Source organism: Enterobacter kobei (genome assembly GCF_001729765.1).
GTDB lineage: Bacteria > Pseudomonadota > Gammaproteobacteria > Enterobacterales > Enterobacteriaceae > Enterobacter > Enterobacter kobei.
Map to the genome: position 1 here is coordinate 3,825,438 of NZ_CP017181.1, position 17,979 is coordinate 3,843,416.

Annotated in this window: 11 protein-coding genes and 1 pseudogene; 3 read left to right on the top strand and 9 right to left on the bottom strand. The window is 55.3% G+C overall.

Annotated elements, in window-relative coordinates; genetic code table 11:
• Nucleotides 1–29: 29 nt before the first annotated feature.
• Together BFV64_RS18560 and BFV64_RS18565 are read right to left on the bottom strand one after the other, a co-directional pair.
• The gene (locus BFV64_RS18560) at nucleotides 30–737 is read right to left on the bottom strand and encodes an N-acetylmannosamine-6-phosphate 2-epimerase (protein ID WP_050862123.1); all 708 of its coding nucleotides are present in this window, start codon (nucleotides 735–737) and stop codon (nucleotides 30–32) included.
• Nucleotides 737–2,296 carry a PTS transporter subunit EIIC gene (locus tag BFV64_RS18565; protein WP_069602343.1) on the bottom strand — a complete coding sequence of 520 codons (1,560 nt, stop codon included), beginning with the start codon at nucleotides 2,294–2,296 and terminating at the stop codon, nucleotides 737–739. The genes BFV64_RS18560 and BFV64_RS18565 overlap by 1 nt, the downstream gene beginning before the upstream one ends.
• 165 nt (nucleotides 2,297–2,461) lie before the next feature.
• Between BFV64_RS18565 and BFV64_RS18570 the strand changes: the two genes are divergently transcribed.
• Together BFV64_RS18570 and BFV64_RS18575 are read left to right on the top strand one after the other, a co-directional pair.
• Nucleotides 2,462–3,286, top strand: a complete 825-nt coding sequence (locus BFV64_RS18570; RefSeq protein WP_014885043.1) for a MurR/RpiR family transcriptional regulator — start codon at nucleotides 2,462–2,464, stop codon at nucleotides 3,284–3,286.
• A gap of 358 nt (nucleotides 3,287–3,644) precedes the next feature.
• Nucleotides 3,645–4,754: an SDR family oxidoreductase gene (locus BFV64_RS18575; RefSeq protein ID WP_059372380.1), complete on the top strand. Its 1,110-nt coding sequence runs from the start codon at nucleotides 3,645–3,647 to the stop codon at nucleotides 4,752–4,754.
• Nucleotides 4,755–4,806: 52 nt separating this feature from the next.
• On the opposite strand, the gene eno is transcribed toward BFV64_RS18575, so the two are convergent.
• The 5 genes from eno to rlmD all read right to left on the bottom strand — a co-directional run bounded on the left by eno (nucleotide 4,807) and on the right by rlmD (nucleotide 12,488).
• Nucleotides 4,807–6,105 (bottom strand): phosphopyruvate hydratase, encoded by a 1,299-nt coding sequence (gene eno / locus BFV64_RS18580; RefSeq protein WP_014885045.1) that lies wholly within the window; start codon nucleotides 6,103–6,105, stop codon nucleotides 4,807–4,809.
• A gap of 82 nt (nucleotides 6,106–6,187) precedes the next feature.
• Nucleotides 6,188–7,825, bottom strand: coding sequence for a glutamine hydrolyzing CTP synthase (gene pyrG / locus BFV64_RS18585; RefSeq protein WP_014885046.1), 1,638 nt, complete (start codon nucleotides 7,823–7,825; stop codon nucleotides 6,188–6,190).
• A 223-nt stretch (nucleotides 7,826–8,048) separates the two neighbouring features.
• A complete protein-coding gene (gene mazG / locus BFV64_RS18590; RefSeq protein WP_045281982.1) occupies nucleotides 8,049–8,840 on the bottom strand; it encodes a nucleoside triphosphate pyrophosphohydrolase in 792 nt (263 codons plus the stop codon).
• A gap of 66 nt (nucleotides 8,841–8,906) precedes the next feature.
• A complete protein-coding gene (gene relA, locus BFV64_RS18595; protein ID WP_014885048.1) occupies nucleotides 8,907–11,138 on the bottom strand; it encodes a GTP diphosphokinase in 2,232 nt (743 codons plus the stop codon).
• Nucleotides 11,139–11,189: 51 nt separating this feature from the next.
• Nucleotides 11,190–12,488 carry a 23S rRNA (uracil(1939)-C(5))-methyltransferase RlmD gene (rlmD, locus tag BFV64_RS18600; RefSeq protein ID WP_023331199.1) on the bottom strand — a complete coding sequence of 433 codons (1,299 nt, stop codon included), beginning with the start codon at nucleotides 12,486–12,488 and terminating at the stop codon, nucleotides 11,190–11,192.
• 57 nt (nucleotides 12,489–12,545) lie between these two features.
• Here rlmD and barA point away from each other — a divergent pair.
• A pseudogene (barA, locus tag BFV64_RS18605) lies at nucleotides 12,546–15,306 on the top strand (two-component sensor histidine kinase BarA).
• 114 nt (nucleotides 15,307–15,420) lie between these two features.
• Here barA and BFV64_RS18610 read toward each other — a convergent pair.
• Both BFV64_RS18610 and gudD read right to left on the bottom strand, forming a co-directional pair.
• Entirely contained in the window at nucleotides 15,421–16,560 is a 1,140-nt protein-coding gene (locus tag BFV64_RS18610) for a glycerate kinase (protein WP_045134131.1), read from the bottom strand.
• Between the two features lie 77 nt (nucleotides 16,561–16,637).
• Nucleotides 16,638–17,975 (bottom strand): glucarate dehydratase, encoded by a 1,338-nt coding sequence (gudD, locus tag BFV64_RS18615; protein WP_045134130.1) that lies wholly within the window; start codon nucleotides 17,973–17,975, stop codon nucleotides 16,638–16,640.
• Nucleotides 17,976–17,979 lie beyond the last annotated feature (4 nt).

A 17,979-nucleotide genomic window follows, 5' to 3' on the forward strand; every position in this document is an offset into this window, starting at 1 on the left:
GATAAGTATCGCAGATCCCCGCCGGATGGTCATGCTCCATCGGTGCTTTGCGCGCTAATCGCCGCCATAAACCGTTCGGTAATTTGCTGTGGACGGGTGATCGCGCCGCCGACGACGACCGTGTGCGCACCCAGCGCCAGGCACCGGGCCGCGCGTTCAGGCGTATCCACGTTCCCTTCGGCAACCACGGGAACCGTCACGGCCGCCAGCACGGCCTTCAGGAACGCGCAGTCGTTCTCCGGAAGCGAATGGCCTTCCGTTTCCGCCGTATAGCCGTAAAGCGTCGTGCCGACGCAGTCAAAGCCCAGCGCCTGCGCCGTCACGGCTTCGTCCACGGTGGAAATATCCGCCATCAGCAGTACCGAGGGGTAGCGCGAGCGGATGCGCATGACCAGCGTTTCCAGGGATTCCCCACCGGGACGTTCCCTGGCCGTGGCATCAAGGGCTATGATTTCCGGAGCGACTGCCATGAGCTCATCCACCTCTTTCATCGTGGCGGTGATAAACACTTCGCTTTCCGGGTAATCCCGTTTGATGATGCCGATGACAGGCAAAGAGACCTGCTGCTTAATGGACTCGATATCCACCACGCTGTTGGCACGAATGGCAGCGGCCCCGCCCTGCGCCGCCGCCAGCGCCATCCGCGACATAATAAACGGGCTATGCAGCGGTTCATTCTCCAGCGCCTGACAGGAGACGACCAGTTTTCCCTTCAGGTTATCCAGTACAGTTTTCATTACGATAAAATCTCTTCCACTTCGTTTTTGATAATGGTGACGTGCGGGCCATAAATGACCTGAACCCTGTTACCGCGCACGATAACGCCGCGCGCGCCGGTCGCTTTCAGCGCCGCGTCATCCACCTTGCTGCCGTCTTTGACCGTGACGCGAAGGCGCGTGGCGCAGCAGTCCACCTCGTCCAGATTGTCTTTTCCACCTAATCCGGCGATCACCGCCGCAGCGCGCTCGCTTTGCGGCAGACTCACTTCATCAACCATCGCCGTCTTTTCACGGCCCGGCGTGGCGAAATCAAAACGGTTAATCAGGTAGCGGAAGGTGAAGTAGTAAAGGAAGAACCACGGCACGCCGACCAGCGGAACGAACATCCAGTTGGTTTTGGCCTCCCCCTGCAAAATACCGAACAGCACGAAGTCGATAAAACCGCCGGAGAAGGTTTGCCCGATGGTGATATGCAGCATATGTGCAAGCATGAACGCCAGCCCGTCAAACAGCGCATGGATGACGTAAAGCACCGGCGCAATAAACAGGAAGGAGAACTCGATGGGCTCGGTAATGCCCGTCAGGAAAGAGGTTAACGCCGCAGAGAGCAGAAGCCCGGCAACGCGCTTTTTGTTCTCGGGTTTTGCCGTGTGGTACATCGCCAGACACGCGCCGAGCAGGCCAAACATCATCGTAATAAAGCGCCCGGACATGAAGCGCGACGTGCCTTCATAAAACTGACGCGTCGCCGGGTCGGCCAGCTGGGCAAAGAAGATACGCTGCGTACCCTCCACCAGATGACCATTGACGATCTCGCTGCCGCCAAGGGCCGTGGTCCAGAACGGAAGATAGAAGATGTGGTGCAACCCGAACGGGCCCAGCATGCGTAAAATGAAGCCGTACAGCAGGGTGCCCAAATAACCTGTGGCGTCTACCAGCCCGCCCAGACCAAAGATCAGTTTCTGGAAATGCGGCCAGACCACGGTCATCAGCGCGCCGACGAGTATCGCCGCCAGCGAGCTGATAATCGGGACAAAGCGCGAGCCGCCAAAGAAGCCCAGGAACTGCGGAAGGGCAATTTTATTAAACCGGTGATGCAACGCGCAGGTCACGAGACCAATCACTACGCCGCCAAATACTCCCGTTTCCAGCGTCTGAATCCCCAGCGTCATCCCCTGCCCCACGGCCCCCGGGTTTTCCTGCGCCAGTTTGCCGGTGAGGATCAGCAGCGCGTTGATGGTGGCGTTCATCACCAGAAACGCCAGTAATGCCGCCAGCCCTGCAGTGCCTTTATCACTTTTTGCCAGCCCAACGGCCACCCCAACCGCAAACAGCACCGAGAGGTTCGCAAATACGATGGAACCTGCACTGCTCATGATGGTGAAAACCGCCTGCAGCCAGCCCACATCTAAAAACGGATAGGCCGTTAGCGTATTGGGATTCGACAACGCGCCGCCTATCCCAAGCAGCAGACCCGCCGCAGGCAACACGGCGATGGGCAACATAAACGATTTGCCGAAGCGCTGCGCTTTTTCAAACCATCCCCCCGAAGAGGCTCCACTGAACATTTGCATCATTTTTTCATCCCCTCATTTATTGATGAAAATTTTTACCATATAAATATTTAATAGTGAAAATTATCATCAAAAACCAGGAGACCGATCATACTTTTTCAAAATGACTGGCATCTTTCCCCCGCTTTCCGTCACACTAGTCACAGAGAAACGCATTAAGGACCTGGCATGTCGGACCATGAAAATCTGCTGCTGAAGCTCCGCCAGGAGGCTTCCGGGTACAGCCCAACACAACAAAAACTCGGCGAGTTTGTCCTCAGCGATCCCGCCCGAGTGCTCTACCTGACGATCACGGAACTGGCGCGCGAGAGTCACACCAGCGAGGCCAGCGTGACGCGTCTTTGCCGGACGCTGGGCTGCAAGGGCTATAACGAATTCAAAATGGCGCTGGCGCTGGATATTCAGCAGGGTCAGCCCGCGCGAGAGGCCGGGGATGAAATTGATAACGTGGTGGATGAGTCAATCCTGGCTCTGCAGGATACCGCCAGGCTCCTGGACCGGGCGCTGCTTGAAAAAGCCGCACTGGCACTGCATCAGGCGCACTCCGTGCAGATCTATGGCGTCGCGGCCAGCGCAATCCTCGGTGAGTATCTGCATTACAAGTTATTAAGGCTGGGTAAACCCGCACAGTTATTTAGCGACATGCACCGCGCAGCCATGAATGCGGCAACGCTCTCGGCTGAAACGCTGGTCGTGGCTATCTCCAGTTCCGGTTCTACGCGGGATTTACTTCATGTGGTGAAACTGGCCCGCAAGCGCGGCGTAAAGGTTCTGGCGCTCAGCAACACGCCACGTAGCCCGCTGGCTTCCCTGAGTGATATGCAACTGGTAGCCGCCAAGCCAGAAGGCCCGCTTAGCGCTGGCGCGCTCAATGCAAAGGTGGGTGTCATGCTGCTGGTCGAATTGCTGACCACCTCTCTTATTGCGCTGGACAACCATTACGCGGATGTTAGCCAGCAAACAGCCAGCGCTACGCTTCCTTTGCTGCTCTGAAAATATTACGCAGGCTACATAAACTAGCCTGCTTTTTACGTTACTCAATTTCCCTTAAGCAAAATTTACTTTATTTTCCAGATAAATGTTTGGTGTAACAAAATATTTTATTTATTACATTTTCAATGCTGTAACCACCCTAATCCTGAATCATAAAAATACATACAAATCATAAAGTTGAAATATAATTATTTATAAATTGAATTTTTCACCTTTCCGCAATGTCCAATATCTCCACCTGATTTCCTTTCCTTAAAATAAGCTTAAGACGCTGCCTGTTTCGGCGATTTATTATTTAAATGCCGTTTACTTTTGCGCGCCTACAATCCGCCTCATCAATCATAATGAGACGGTATTAATGAAGATGTTATTGATTACAGGCGTGACCGGTTTCCTGGGCGGTGCAGTACTTGAAAAAATCCTGACGAGCGATCAATCCGTGAAACTCCTTTTGCTTGCCCGCGCCGGCGATCCGCAAAGCGGGCTGGAGCGCGTGCAGGAGAACATGCGTAAGTTCAACGTTTCTGAGGAGAAACTGGCTTCCCTGAGCGTGGAGAATATTATCATTGGCGACCTCAGTCAGCCGGAGGCCTTTCTGAACGATCCGCGACTGAACCAGGTCACGCATGTGGTTAACTGCGCGGCTGTCGCCTCATTTGGAAACAACCCGCTTATCTGGAAGGTAAACGTCGACGGTACCCTTGCGCTGGCACGCCGCATGGAACAGGTCACTGGACTGCAGCGTTTCCTGCACGTAGGCACCGCAATGTCATGCACCCCGGAGCAGGATTCACTGGTCGCGGAAAGTGCTGAATTTAGAGAAAATGCTGAACATCTGGTGGAATACACTTATTCGAAGTCAACCATTGAAAAGCTGATGCGTCAGGAGTGCCCGGACCTGCCGCTGCTTATCGCCCGCCCCTCCATCGTCGTCGGCCATACCCGTCACGGCTGCACGCCGTCGAGCAGCATCTTCTGGGTCTTCAGTATGGGCCTGATGCTGCAAAAGTTTATGTGTTCAATGGAAGACCGGATCGACGTAGTGCCGGTGGATTATTGCGCCGACGCGCTGTTAATGCTGCTCGGCAGCAACGCGCGTCCGGGTGAGGTGGTGCATATTTCTGCCGGGGAAGAAAACAGCGTTCGCTTTGCAGACATCGATCAGGCGATGGCGCAGGCGCTGGAGAAAGCGCCCGTCGGTGATAAATATGCGCAGGTCAGCTACGAAACGCTGGTCAGAATGCGCCGCGAGCTGAAAACGATTTTTGGTCCATGCAACGAACGCCTGATGCTGAGAGCGATGCGCTTATACGGGGCCTTTGCCACGCTGAACGTGCGCTTCAGCAACGATAAGCTGCTCAGCATGGGAATGCCGAAACCCCCGCGTTTTACGGATTATATCGCCCGCTGCGTCCAGACCACCCGGGGATTGACCATCCCGGAGCAAATGGCGGTCGATTTTAAATAGCCAAAAAAAATGCCAGTCTTTCGACTGGCATTTTTATTTAAGGCTTAAGCAATTATGCCTGGCCTTTGATCTCTTTACGACCGTTGTATGGTGCTTTTTCGCCCAGTGCTTCTTCGATACGAATCAGCTGGTTGTATTTAGCAACACGGTCAGAACGGCTCATAGAACCGGTTTTGATCTGGCCTGCAGCGGTACCCACTGCCAGGTCAGCAATGGTTGCATCTTCAGTTTCACCAGAACGGTGAGAGATGACAGCGGTGTAGCCAGCGTCTTTCGCCATTTTGATCGCAGCCAGGGTTTCGGTCAGAGAACCGATCTGGTTGAATTTGATCAGGATGGAGTTAACGATGCCTTTCTCGATGCCTTCTTTCAGGATCTTGGTGTTGGTTACGAACAGATCGTCACCAACCAGCTGGATTTTGTCGCCCAGTACTTTGGTCTGGTATGCGAAACCATCCCAGTCAGACTCGTCCAGACCGTCTTCGATAGAGACGATTGGGTACTGTTTGGTCAGGTCTTCCAGGAAGTGAGTGAACTCTTCGGAGGTGAACGCTTTGTTGCCTTCGCCAGCCAGAACGTATTTACCGTCTTTGTAGAATTCAGATGCTGCACAGTCCATCGCCAGGGTGATGTCTTTGCCCAGCTCGTAGCCAGCAGCTTTTACTGCTTCTGCGATAACAGCCAGAGCTTCTGCGTTAGAACCCAGGTTTGGCGCATAGCCACCTTCGTCACCTACAGCCGTGTTCATACCTTTAGCTTTCAGAACTTTAGCCAGGTTGTGGAACACTTCAGAACCCATACGTACCGCTTCTTTCAGGGATTTCGCGCCAACTGGCTGAATCATGAATTCCTGAATATCAACGTTGTTGTCTGCGTGCTCACCACCGTTGATGATGTTCATCATTGGTACAGGCATGGAGTATTTGCCTGGGGTGCCGTTCAGTTCAGCGATGTGCTCGAACAGTGGCATACCTTTAGCAGCCGCTGCTGCTTTGGCGTTCGCCAGGGAAACCGCCAGGATTGCGTTCGCACCGAAGTTAGATTTGTTTTCAGTACCGTCCAGATCGATCATGATCTTGTCGATGCCAGCCTGGTCTTTAGCGTCTTTGCCAATGATGGCCTGAGCAATAGGACCGTTTACAGCGCCAACCGCTTTCAGTACGCCTTTGCCCATGAAACGGGATTTGTCGCCATCGCGCAGTTCCAGCGCTTCGCGGGAACCCGTAGAAGCACCTGATGGAGCAGCTGCCATACCGACGAAACCACCTTCCAGATGAACTTCAGCTTCAACGGTCGGGTTACCACGGGAGTCGATGATTTCACGACCGATGACTTTAACGATTTTGGACATTAGATTTTCCTCAGTACAAGTTAAACTAAAACTCCAGACAAACAACGCGTACCAAAGGTACGCGTTGCCGTTCTAACTTTTTTTACTTCGCCTGACGCTTCTGATACTCGCTGGCGGCTTTCACGAAGCCTGCAAACAGCGGATGCCCGTCACGCGGCGTTGAAGTAAATTCCGGGTGGAACTGGCAGGCAACAAACCATGGATGGTTTGGCACTTCAATGATCTCGACTAACTGATCATCCCCGGAGCGGCCCGCAACGCGCAGGCCCGCAGCTTCAATTTGTTTCAACAGCATGTTGTTGACTTCATAGCGGTGACGATGGCGCTCGGTGATGACCGATTCGCCATACAGCTTGCGAACCACGCTATCGTCGGACAGCTGGCAGGCCTGTGCGCCAAGACGCATTGTGCCACCCAGATCGCTCTTCTCGGTACGGACTTCGACGTTACCGTCTTCGTCGCGCCATTCCGTAATCAGCGCCACTACAGGGTACTTACAGTCTGGCACAAATTCCGTAGAGTTCGCGTTTTCCATTCCCGCTACGTTGCGCGCAAATTCGATCAGCGCAACCTGCATACCCAGGCAGATGCCGAGGTAAGGAATATTGTTTTCACGCGCGTAGCGTGCAGTGGCGATCTTGCCTTCAACACCGCGGTAGCCAAAGCCGCCAGGGATGAGAATCGCATCCAGATCTTTCAGAATTTCCACGCCACGCGTTTCAACATCCTGCGAATCAATCAGCTTGATGTTCACGGAGACGCGGTTCTTCAGACCACCGTGTTTCAGCGCTTCGATAACTGACTTATAGGCATCCGGCAGTTCAATGTACTTGCCGACCATACCGATAGTCACTTCGCCCGCCGGATTGGCTTCTTCATAGATAACCTGTTCCCATTCAGACAGGTTAGCTTCCGGACAGTTCAAGCTGAATCGTTTACAAATATAATCGTCCAGGCCCTGCGATTTCAACAGGCCCGGGATTTTATAAATGGAATCGACATCTTTCATTGAAATAACGGCTTTTTCAGGCACGTTACAGAACAATGCAATTTTCGCACGTTCGTTCGCCGGGATAGCGCGATCGGAACGGCAAACCAGGATGTCAGGCTGAATACCGATGGAGAGCAGCTCTTTAACAGAGTGCTGAGTCGGTTTGGTTTTCACTTCACCTGCAGCCGCCATGTAAGGCACCAGCGTCAGGTGCATGAACAGCGCATGCTCACGACCAATATCTACCGCCAGCTGACGAATCGCTTCGAGGAACGGCAGGGATTCGATATCCCCTACGGTACCGCCGATTTCAACCAGCACTACGTCATGCCCTTCGCCACCGGCAAGGACACGCTCTTTGATGGCGTTAGTGATGTGTGGGATAACCTGAACGGTCGCGCCCAGGTAGTCACCGCGGCGCTCTTTACGCAGAACGTCGGAGTAGATGCGGCCAGTCGTAAAGTTGTTACGACGGGTCATTTTGGTACGAATGAAACGCTCGTAGTGGCCAAGATCCAGATCGGTTTCAGCGCCGTCTTCAGTAACGAACACTTCCCCGTGTTGGGTTGGGCTCATGGTGCCAGGATCGACGTTGATGTACGGATCCAGTTTCATCATGGTCACATTGAGGCCACGGGCTTCAAGAATGGCTGCGAGGGAGGCTGCGGCAATGCCTTTACCCAGAGAGGATACGACCCCGCCGGTCACAAAAATATAGTTCGTTGTCATGCTGAACCTGAGAAGTTAGGGTGAAACGATGGAATAACCAGGACGGGAAAGTAGTATACCCGAACACGGCGAGCGCCACAAACTTTCATTCTCCGTCTCCATTCCAGGCCATGACAAACATAAGGAGTGAGAAAATAGCCCCTTTTGGGTAAATGTTTTTGACGCAAATCAAGCGCTTGTCATTTAAAAAATCACACAAATTGCGCTTGATCGCAAAATTCCGTTAGAGATCAGATTCCTGGCGTTTTACTTCCTGCCAGACTTCTTCCATCGCCTGGAGGTCAACTCCGGTCATTTCCAGGCCGCGCGAGGCGACAATCCGCTCCACTTCACGAAAACGACGTTCGAATTTCAGATTGGCTTTTTGCAATGCGGTTTCCGCTTTTACACCTAAATGGCGCGAAAGGTTGACGGTCGCAAACAACAGATCGCCCATCTCTTCCTCAAGCTTTGCTTCATCCACCACCGCCTGCTGCGCTTCGTGCATAACCTCGTCGATCTCTTCATGCACTTTATCCAGCACCGGCCCCAGAGAGTCCCAGTCAAAACCGACGGCGGAACAACGCTTTTGAATTTTATGCGCGCGCATCAGCGCAGGCAGACTCAGAGGAATATCGTCCAGCGCCGAATGCTGGGATTTTTCAGCACGCTCGGCGCTTTTTATCTGCTCCCAGCGGGCCAGTACTTCCGCGCTGTTGCCTGCGGTGGCATCGCCAAAGATATGCGGGTGACGGCGCTCAAGCTTGTCGCTGATAGCGGCGCAGATATCATCAAAGTTAAAGCGCCCTTCTTCCTGCGCCATCTGGGCGTAGAACACCACCTGGAACAGCAGGTCGCCGAGTTCACCACGCAGGTCGTCAAAATCCTCGCGAGAAATGGCGTCCAGCACCTCGTAGGTCTCTTCAAGCGTGTACGGGGCGATGGTGGAGAAAGTCTGCTCTTTGTCCCACGGGCAGCCGTTTTCCGGATCGCGCAGGCGTTTCATGATGCCGAGCAGGCGGTCGATTTGAGTCATAGTGTTTTCCATTAAAAAACAAGCCGGGTGGCGGCAAAGCCTTACCCGGCCTACAGAAGAGTGTATTTACCCGCCGTGCAGACGACGCGCGTCAATCACATCCGGCACCTGGTTCAGTTTGCCGAGTACGCGACCCAGCACCTGCAGGTTGTAGATTTCGATGGTCATATCGATGGTGGCAAGCTGCTCGCGGGTATCGCTGCGGCTGGCAACACCCAGCACGTTGACCTTCTCGTTGGCGAGAATGGTGGTGATATCGCGCAGCAAGCCGCTGCGGTCATTGGCGGTAACACGCACCACCAGCGAGTAGCCGGCGGAGTAGCTCTCCCCCCAGACCGCTTCCACGATGCGCTCCGGCGCATGGGACTGCAGCTCGGCAAGCTGGTCACAGTCGGAACGGTGGATCGAGATCCCGCGCCCCTGGGTGATAAAGCCGACGATGTCGTCGCCCGGAATTGGCTGACAGCAGCGGGCAATGTGGTGCATCAGATTGCCCACTCCCTCGACCACTACCCGGCCATTGTCTTTACTGCGCTGCTGCGGGGCGTAGGTTTTCTGCTGCAGCTGCTTCAGCGCCGCCGCGTCCTGCTCTTCCGCGCTTGGCTTATTGAACTGCGCCTGCAGGAAGTTAACCATCTGATTGAGACGAATATCGCCGCCGCCAATTGCCGCTAACAGCTCGTCAAGCTCGTTGAAGTTGTAGCGCGGCAGCAGGAATTTCTCGGCCTCTTTCAGGCTGATCCCGATATGTTCCAGCTCGTCGTCAAGGATCTGACGACCGGCAAGGATATTTTTGTCACGATCCTGCTTGCGGAACCAGGCGTGAATTTTTGAGCGTCCGCGACTGGTGGTGACGTACCCCAGGTTCGGATTAAGCCAGTCCCGGCTCGGGTTAGGCTGCTTCTGGGTGATGATTTCAATCTGATCGCCCATCTGCAACTGGTAAGTGAACGGGACGATGCGCCCGCCGATTTTCGCCCCGATACAGCGGTGCCCCACGTCACTGTGGATGTGGTAGGCAAAATCAAGCGGCGTTGAACCGGCTGGCAGGTCGACCACATCCCCTTTCGGGGTAAAGACGTAGACCCGGTCGTCAAAGACCTGGCTGCGGACTTCGTCGAGCATTTCGCCCGAGTCGGCCATCTCTTCCTGCCACGCAATCAGCTTGCGCAGCCAGGCGATGCGATCCTCGTGACCAGAACGCGCCCCGCCCGACGTTCCCTCTTTGTATTTCCAGTGCGCGGCAACGCCCAGCTCGGCATCTTCGTGCATCTGTTTGGTGCGGATCTGAATTTCGACCGTTTTGCCGCCAGGGCCAAGCACCACGGTGTGAATGGACTGATAACCGTTAGGTTTAGGGTTAGCCACATAGTCATCAAACTCATCCGGCAGATGGCGGAAGTGAGTGTGGACGATCCCCAGCGCGGCGTAGCAGTCCTGCAGACGTTCCGCCACGATACGCACGGCACGCACGTCAAACAGCTCGTCAAAGGCGAGGTGTTTCTTCTGCATTTTGCGCCAGATGCTGTAGATGTGCTTAGGTCGCCCGTAGACTTCGGCGCGCACGTTCTCTTCTTTCATCGCCTGGCGCAAGCCGCCGACAAACTCCTCGATATAGTGCTCGCGGTCAATGCGGCGTTCATGCAGAAGTTTGGCAATGCGCTTATATTCCGCCGGGTGCAGATAACGGAAGCAGTAATCTTCCAGCTCCCATTTGAGCTGACCGATACCTAACCGGTTCGCCAGCGGCGCATAGATGTTTGTACACTCTTTGGCGGCCAGCACGCGCTCGTCTTCCGGCGCATCCTTCACCTCACGCAGGTGGGCAATACGCTCGGCCAGTTTGATGACCACACAGCGGAAATCATCCACCATGGCCAGCAGCATCCGGCGGACGTTATCGACCTGCTCAGAGGAGACGGAATCGGTGTGCGCGGCTTTAAGCTGGCGGATAGCCGCCATATCGCGCACGCCGTGGATCAGCGCGACGACGGATTTTCCGACGCTCTCACGCAGCACGTCTTCCGTCACGACGTTCGCATCGGCGAGAGGAAACAGCAACGCGGCCTGCAGCGTTTCAATATCCATGTTCAGCATGGATAAGATTTCAACCATCTCCACGCCGCGCCACAAAAGGAGATCGGCATCCGGATGACCCTGTGTGGTGCGAAGACAGTAGGCCCAGGTTTCGGTTAAGCGTTCACACGACTGCTGGCTGGAAATTCCCAGACTTGCGATCCATTTTTGTGGGTCAAACTCCCCAGCTTTATTGAGATGTGCACTTCTTACCGCAACCATTGTCCTCTCCTTTAGGGACCAGGGCCTGTCGAAGTCGACAAGCCAAACAAATTAGATGTGCTCGAACAACACCATCGATTCCAGATGCCCAGTGTGCGGGAACATGTCCAGCATTGCCAGACGCTGAATTTGGTAACCCGCGCTGATTAATACCTCACTGTCACGGGCAAGCGTTGCCGGGTTACAGGAAACATAGACCACACGCTTCGGGGCAAGTTTAATCACATGCGCCATGACGCCCGGGGCACCGGCGCGTGCCGGGTCGAGCAGGATTTTGTCAAATCCCTGCTGTGCCCACGGCTGTTGCGTCACATCTTCCTCAAGATTTTGATGAAAGAATGTCACATTTTGCAAGCCGTTCTGTTGTGCGTTCTCCTGCCCTTTAGCCACCAGCGCTTCAACACCTTCCACGCCAACGACGCTTGCTGCTTTTCGCGCCAGCGGCAGCGTGAAGTTGCCCATGCCGCAGAACAGATCGAGCACCCGATCGGTGGGCTGTATATCAAGCCACGCCAGCGCTTTCTCAACCATCTGCTGGTTTACGCCATCATTTACCTGAATGAAATCCCGCGGGCTAAACGTTAAGCGTAGCCCGTTTGACGCATACCAGGGCGCATCACCGGTAACCTGTTCAAGTATCTCGCTTTGTGGAGCAAGGAAAAGCGCCAGGTCGTGGGAATGCGAAAAGCGTTCCAGTTTTTCGCGATCTTTTTTCGATAATGGCGCGGTGTGGCGCAACACCATCAGCGGGCCATTATTGGCCATGACCAGTTCGACATGCCCAAGATGGCGAACGCCGTCCAGTCCTGAGAGGCAAGTGCGCACGTGCGGAAGCAATGCCTCAAGATGGGGCACCAAAACAGGGCACTGCTTCACATCAACAATATCGCTGGAGGCCGCTTTGCGAAAACCCATCTCCAGCCGCGCCGTTTTGGGCTGATAGCTCAGACTCAGACGCGCGCGGCGACGGTAGCCCCAGGGCTGATCAGCAATAACTTCGTTCACGTCGTGCTTCAGCAGACGCGCCAGGGCGCGGCTTTTGCTTTTTTGCTGTAATTCTGTGCTCGCATGCTGTTGCTGGCAGCCTCCGCAAACGCCAAAATGCGGACAGCGTGGCGCAACGCGCGCCGGGCTATCGTTGAGGCGACGCTTCACCTGTCCGCGCGCGTACTGGCGTTTGTCTTCCGTCAGCGTAATTTCTGCTCGTTCTGTTGGCAGCAAACCTGTTATAAACAGAGTCTTACCATTGTGATGAGCCACCCCCTGACCAAACGGGTCAAGGTCTGTGGCTTCAACAGTAATGATTTGACGCGTCGTCACGCGTCGTTTTGCAGAGTAGAATTGCGCCATCGCCGAGATTTTTCTCACATAAACATAATTATCTTAATTGTCCCATAACGGAACGCCATGACCAACTACAGCCTGCGCGCGCGCATGATGATTTTGATCCTCGCCCCCACCGTTCTCATCGGTTTGCTGCTGAGTATCTTCTTTGTGGTGCACCGCTATAACGATTTGCAGCGACAGCTGGAGGATGCAGGCGCCAGCATCATCGAACCGCTCGCCGTCTCAAGCGAGTACGGGATGAACCTGCAAAACCGCGAATCCATTGGGCAGTTAATCAGCGTGCTTCACCGACGCCACTCGGACATCGTACGCGCCATTTCCGTTTACGACGAACATAACCGCCTGTTTGTCACCTCGAATTTTCATCTCGATCCGGCGGCCCTGAAAATCCCGGACGGTACACCTTTCCCGCGCCATCTCACCGTACTGCGGCGCGGCGATATCATGATCCTGCGCACGCCGATCGTGTCGGAAAGTTATTCCCCCGACGAGTCTGCGCAATCTGACGCCAAATCCAGCAATAACATGCTGGGATACGTGGCGCTGGAGCTGGATCTCAAATCAGTCCGGCTACAGCAGTACAAAGAGATTTTTATCTCTGGCGTGATGATGCTGTTCTGTATTGGTATTGCACTGATCTTCGGCTGGCGCCTGATGCGCGACGTAACGGGCCCCATCCGCAATATGGTCAATACTGTTGACCGCATCCGCCGGGGACAGCTCGACAGCCGCGTAGAAGGTTTTATGCTGGGCGAGCTGGATATGCTGAAAAACGGCATCAACTCGATGGCCATGTCGCTGGCGGCCTATCACGAAGAGATGCAACATAACGTTGACCAGGCGACGTCTGACCTGCGCGAAACGCTGGAGCAGATGGAGATCCAGAACGTTGAGCTGGATCTGGCGAAAAAGCGCGCCCAGGAAGCGGCGCGGATTAAATCTGAATTCCTTGCCAAATATGTCGCACGAGCTGCGTACGCCGCTCAATGGGGTGATCGGCTTTACCCGCCTGACGCTGAAAAGCGAGCTTAACCCGACGCAGCGCGATCACCTGCACACCATTGAACGTTCGGCCAACAACCTGCTGGCGATCATTAACGACGTGCTGGACTTCTCCAAGCTGGAGGCGGGCAAGCTTATTCTGGAGAGCATACCGTTCCCGCTGCGCGGTACGCTCGATGAAGTGGTCACGCTGCTCGCCCACTCGTCACACGACAAAGGCCTTGAACTGACGCTTAACATCAAAAACGACGTGCCGGATAACGTCATCGGCGATCCTCTGCGCCTTCAGCAGGTCATTACCAATCTTGTTGGCAACGCCATTAAATTCACCGAAAGCGGCAACATCGACATTCTGGTAGAAAAACGCGCGCTCAGTAACAACAAGGTACAGATTGAGGTTCAGATCCGCGATACCGGGATTGGTATTCCCGAGCGCGATCAGTCGCGTCTGTTCCAGGCGTTCCGCCAGGCGGATGCCAGTATCTCCCGTCGTCATGGAGGTACCGGTCTGGGGCTGGTGATTACGCAGAGGCTGGTAAACGAGATGGGCGGCGATATCTCTTTCCACAGCCAGCCAAACCGTGGTTCAACCTTCTGGTTCCACATTAACCTGGATCTCAATCCGAACGCGTTGACCGACGGTCCGGTGACAAGCTGCCTGAACGGTAAGCGTCTGGCCTACGTCGAGCCTAACGCGGCGGCCGCGCAGTGCACGCTGGATATTTTAAGCACTACACCTCTGGAGGTAGTCTACAGCCCTACCTTCTCGGCGCTTGCCGTTGAGCACTACGACATTCTGCTGATGGGTATTCCGGTGACGTTCACCGGCGAACTGACCATGCAGCAGGAGCGGCTGGCGAAAGCCGCGTCGATGACCGACTATCTGCTGCTGGCGCTGCCCTGTCACGCTCAGATAAACGCGGAGGAGTTGAAAAACGACGGGGCAGCCGCGTGTCTGCTTAAACCCCTCACCGCCACCCGCCTGCTGCCCGCCCTCACGGAGTATTGCCGTCTTAGCCAGCATGCCCTTCCGCTGATTAACGATGAGCAAAAACTGCCGATGAGCGTGATGGCAGTTGATGACAACCCGGCAAACCTGAAGCTCATTGGCGTGTTGCTGGAAGATCAGGTTCAGCATGTGGAGTTGTGCACCAGCGGCACGCAGGCCGTTGAACAAGCCAAACAGATGCAGTTCGATTTAATTCTGATGGATATTCAGATGCCGGGCATGGATGGCATTCGGGCCTGTGAGTTGATCCACCAGCTGCCACATCAGCAGCAAACGCCGGTGATTGCAGTCACCGCGCATGCGATGGCCGGTCAGAAAGAGAAGTTACTGAGCGCCGGGATGAATGATTATCTGGCCAAACCTATCGACGAAGAGAAGCTTCATAACCTGCTGTTACGCTATAAGCCGGGACATATTGGCGGAAGCTACACGGTTTCCAGCGAGCCGGTTGAGGTCACCGTCAATCAAAATGCAACCTTTGACTGGCAGCTTGCACTGCGTCAGGCGGCAGGTAAACCCGATTTAGCCCGCGAGATGCTGCAAATGCTGGTCGCGTTTCTGCCGGAGATTCGTAATAAAGTTGAAGAACAGCTTGTGGGGGAACACCCGGATGAACTGCTGGAAGCCATCCACAAGCTTCACGGCAGCTGCGGCTATAGCGGCGTACCGCGGCTTAAAAATCTCTGCCAGCTGCTGGAGCAGCAACTGCGCGCAGGTACGCCAGAATCGGAGCTGGAACCCGAGTTTCTGGAGCTGCTGGATGAAATGGATAACGTGACGCGTGAAGCGATGAAGGTATTGGGGAGCTGAGATAAAAGCCCGGTGGCGGCTTCGCCTTACCGGGCCTACGATTGCGGGTGCGGCCTGATTGCGGGTGCGGCCTGATGCCCTCACCCCAACCCTCTCCTACGGGGAGAGGGAGAACTACATTCCCTGCCCCACTTTCAGCACCGCCGCGATATTTCTGGCGGTCATCTGTACATTCGCGCTGGCATTTTCCAGCGCATCTTCCAGCGAGCAGATGGTGTAAATCACGCTAAACACCGCATCAATGCCGTGATCGTGAACCACGCCAACATCCGCCGTCAGACTGCCCGCAATCCCGATAACGGGTTTGTTAAAGCGTTTCGCGACCTTCGCTACCCCCACCGGGACTTTGCCGTGGATCGTCTGGCTGTCGATGCGGCCTTCGCCGGTGATAACCAAATCTGCATCGGCCACCTGGTCGGCCAGGTGCAGCGCATCGGTTACAATCTCAATGCCCTGGCGCAACTGTGCGCCGCAAAAAGCGTACAGCGCCGCGCCCATGCCCCCCGCCGCACCACCGCCAGCAAGGTTTAGCACATCCATATCCAGATCCCGGGCAATAATCCGCGCATAATGAGCAAGCGCATTGTCCAGGGTGATGATCATCTCAGGCGTGGCCCCCTTTTGCGGGCCAAACACGGCTGACGCGCCATCCTTTCCAACCAGAGGATTGGTCACGTCGCAGGCGACCTCAATCCGACACTCGGCCAGACGCGTGTCCAGGCCCCTCAGGTCGATACGCGCGAGTTTTCCCAGCTCGCCTCCGCCCTGCCCCAGCGGCTGTTCACTGGCGTCGAGCAGCTTCGCACCCAGCGCCTGCATCATCCCGGCCCCGCCGTCATTGGTGGCGCTGCCGCCGATACCGATGATGATATGCTTAACGCCCGCATCCAGCGCGTGACGGATAAGTTCACCTGTGCCCCAGGAGGTCGTTTTCAGGGGATCGCGCTGCGAAGGCGCAACCAGTTCCAGACCGCTTGCCGCCGCCATTTCAATAAAGGCGCTCTGTTCGTCACCCGAAATCCCGTAAAATCCTTCCACCCGCTCGCCGAGGGGACCGGTCACCGGGACATGTACCCTTCGCCCCTGCGTTGCCGCGATCATCGCCTCAACGGTGCCTTCTCCCCCATCCGCGACCGGCAGTTTGACGTAAACCGCCTCGGGAAAGATCTCGCGAAAACCGCGCTCTATCGCTGTCGCAACCTCAAGCGCACTCAAACTTTCCTTATACGAGTCCGGTGCGATAACAATTTTCATAAGCCATCCTTACGCATAGTCGTTACGTTAAGCATACACCACGTAAAGAACCGCTCATGGGAGCGGTCCCAGTGCGTTTATCGTACCATGCACGGACGTTTATTGTCGAATGTCCAGTCGGGGATCAGATACTGCATCGCCATCGCGTCGTCCCGCGCGCCCAGACCGTGTTTCTGATAAAGCTCGTGCGCTTTCATCACCTGGTCCATATCGAGCTCAATGCCCAATCCCGGCGTTGAAGGCACCTGCACCATGCCACCTTTTATCTCAAACGGCGCTTTGGTCAGACGCTGATTCCCCTCCTGCCAGATCCAGTGGGTGTCGATAGCGGTAATGGTGCCCGGTGCGGCGGCGGCAACGTGGGTGAACATTGCCAGCGACACGTCGAAGTGGTTATTAGAATGCGATCCCCAGGTCAGGCCAAACTCATGGCACATCTGCGCCACGCGGACCGAGCCCTGCATCGTCCAGAAGTGCGGGTCAGCCAGCGGAATATCAACGGATTGTAATGACAGGGTATGCCCCATCTGACGCCAGTCGGTGGCAATCATATTGGTCGCGGTCGGCAGCCCGGTGGCGCGACGGAATTCCGCCATCACTTCGCGGCCCGAGAAACCTTGCTCGGCCCCGCAGGGATCCTCGGCATACGCCAGCACACCTTTGAGCTGTTTACCTATTTTGATCGCTTCATCAAGCGACCATGCACCGTTTGGATCAAGCGTCACGCGCGCCTGTGGGAAGCGTTTTGCCAGCGCGGAAATGGCCTCTGCCTCTTCTTCACCCGCCAGCACGCCGCCTTTCAGTTTGAAATCATTGAAGCCATATTTTTCGTATGCCGCTTCCGCCAGCCTCACCACCGCATCCGGGGTCATCGCCTCTTCATGGCGCAGCCGGTACCAGTCGCATGCTTCCTTCGTCTGGCTTTGGTACGGCAGCGGCGTCAGTGTGCGATTGCCGACAAAGAACAGATAGCCAAGCATTTCTACTTCTGAACGCTGCTGCCCCTCACCCAGCAGCGAGGCAACGTTAACGCCCAGGTGCTGGCCCAGCAAATCCAGCATTGCGGCTTCAATCCCAGTCACCACGTGGATGGTGGTTCGCAGATCGAAGGTTTGCAGCCCCCTGCCACCCGCATCGCGGTCGGCAAAGGTGTTGCGCACGGTGTTGAGGACATTTTTGTACTCACCCAGCGTTTTGTCCACCACCAGCGGAATGGCATCCTCCAGCGTTTTACGGATCTTCTCCCCGCCCGGAATTTCACCCACACCAGTATGGCCGGCATTGTCTTTGATAATGACAATATTGCGGGTAAAGAACGGTGCATGTGCCCCGCTCAGGTTCATCAGCATGCTGTCATGACCCGCGACCGGAATGATTTGCATGGAAGTGACGACAGGGGTCGTAAAAGTACTCATCGTG

Coding starts and splice junctions, on each gene's coding strand:
- eno (WP_014885045.1), bottom strand. CDS start 6,105: ATGTCCAAAATCGTTAAAGTCATCGGTCGTGAAATCATCGACTCCCGT.
- relA (WP_014885048.1), bottom strand. CDS start 11,138: ATGGTTGCGGTAAGAAGTGCACATCTCAATAAAGCTGGGGAGTTTGAC.
- pyrG (WP_014885046.1), bottom strand. CDS start 7,825: ATGACAACGAACTATATTTTTGTGACCGGCGGGGTCGTATCCTCTCTG.
- BFV64_RS18570 (WP_014885043.1), top strand. CDS start 2,462: ATGTCGGACCATGAAAATCTGCTGCTGAAGCTCCGCCAGGAGGCTTCC.
- mazG (WP_045281982.1), bottom strand. CDS start 8,840: ATGACTCAAATCGACCGCCTGCTCGGCATCATGAAACGCCTGCGCGAT.
- BFV64_RS18610 (WP_045134131.1), bottom strand. CDS start 16,560: ATGAAAATTGTTATCGCACCGGACTCGTATAAGGAAAGTTTGAGTGCG.
- rlmD (WP_023331199.1), bottom strand. CDS start 12,488: ATGGCGCAATTCTACTCTGCAAAACGACGCGTGACGACGCGTCAAATC.
- BFV64_RS18565 (WP_069602343.1), bottom strand. CDS start 2,296: ATGATGCAAATGTTCAGTGGAGCCTCTTCGGGGGGATGGTTTGAAAAA.
- BFV64_RS18575 (WP_059372380.1), top strand. CDS start 3,645: ATGAAGATGTTATTGATTACAGGCGTGACCGGTTTCCTGGGCGGTGCA.
- gudD (WP_045134130.1), bottom strand. CDS start 17,975: ATGAGTACTTTTACGACCCCTGTCGTCACTTCCATGCAAATCATTCCG.
- BFV64_RS18560 (WP_050862123.1), bottom strand. CDS start 737: ATGAAAACTGTACTGGATAACCTGAAGGGAAAACTGGTCGTCTCCTGT.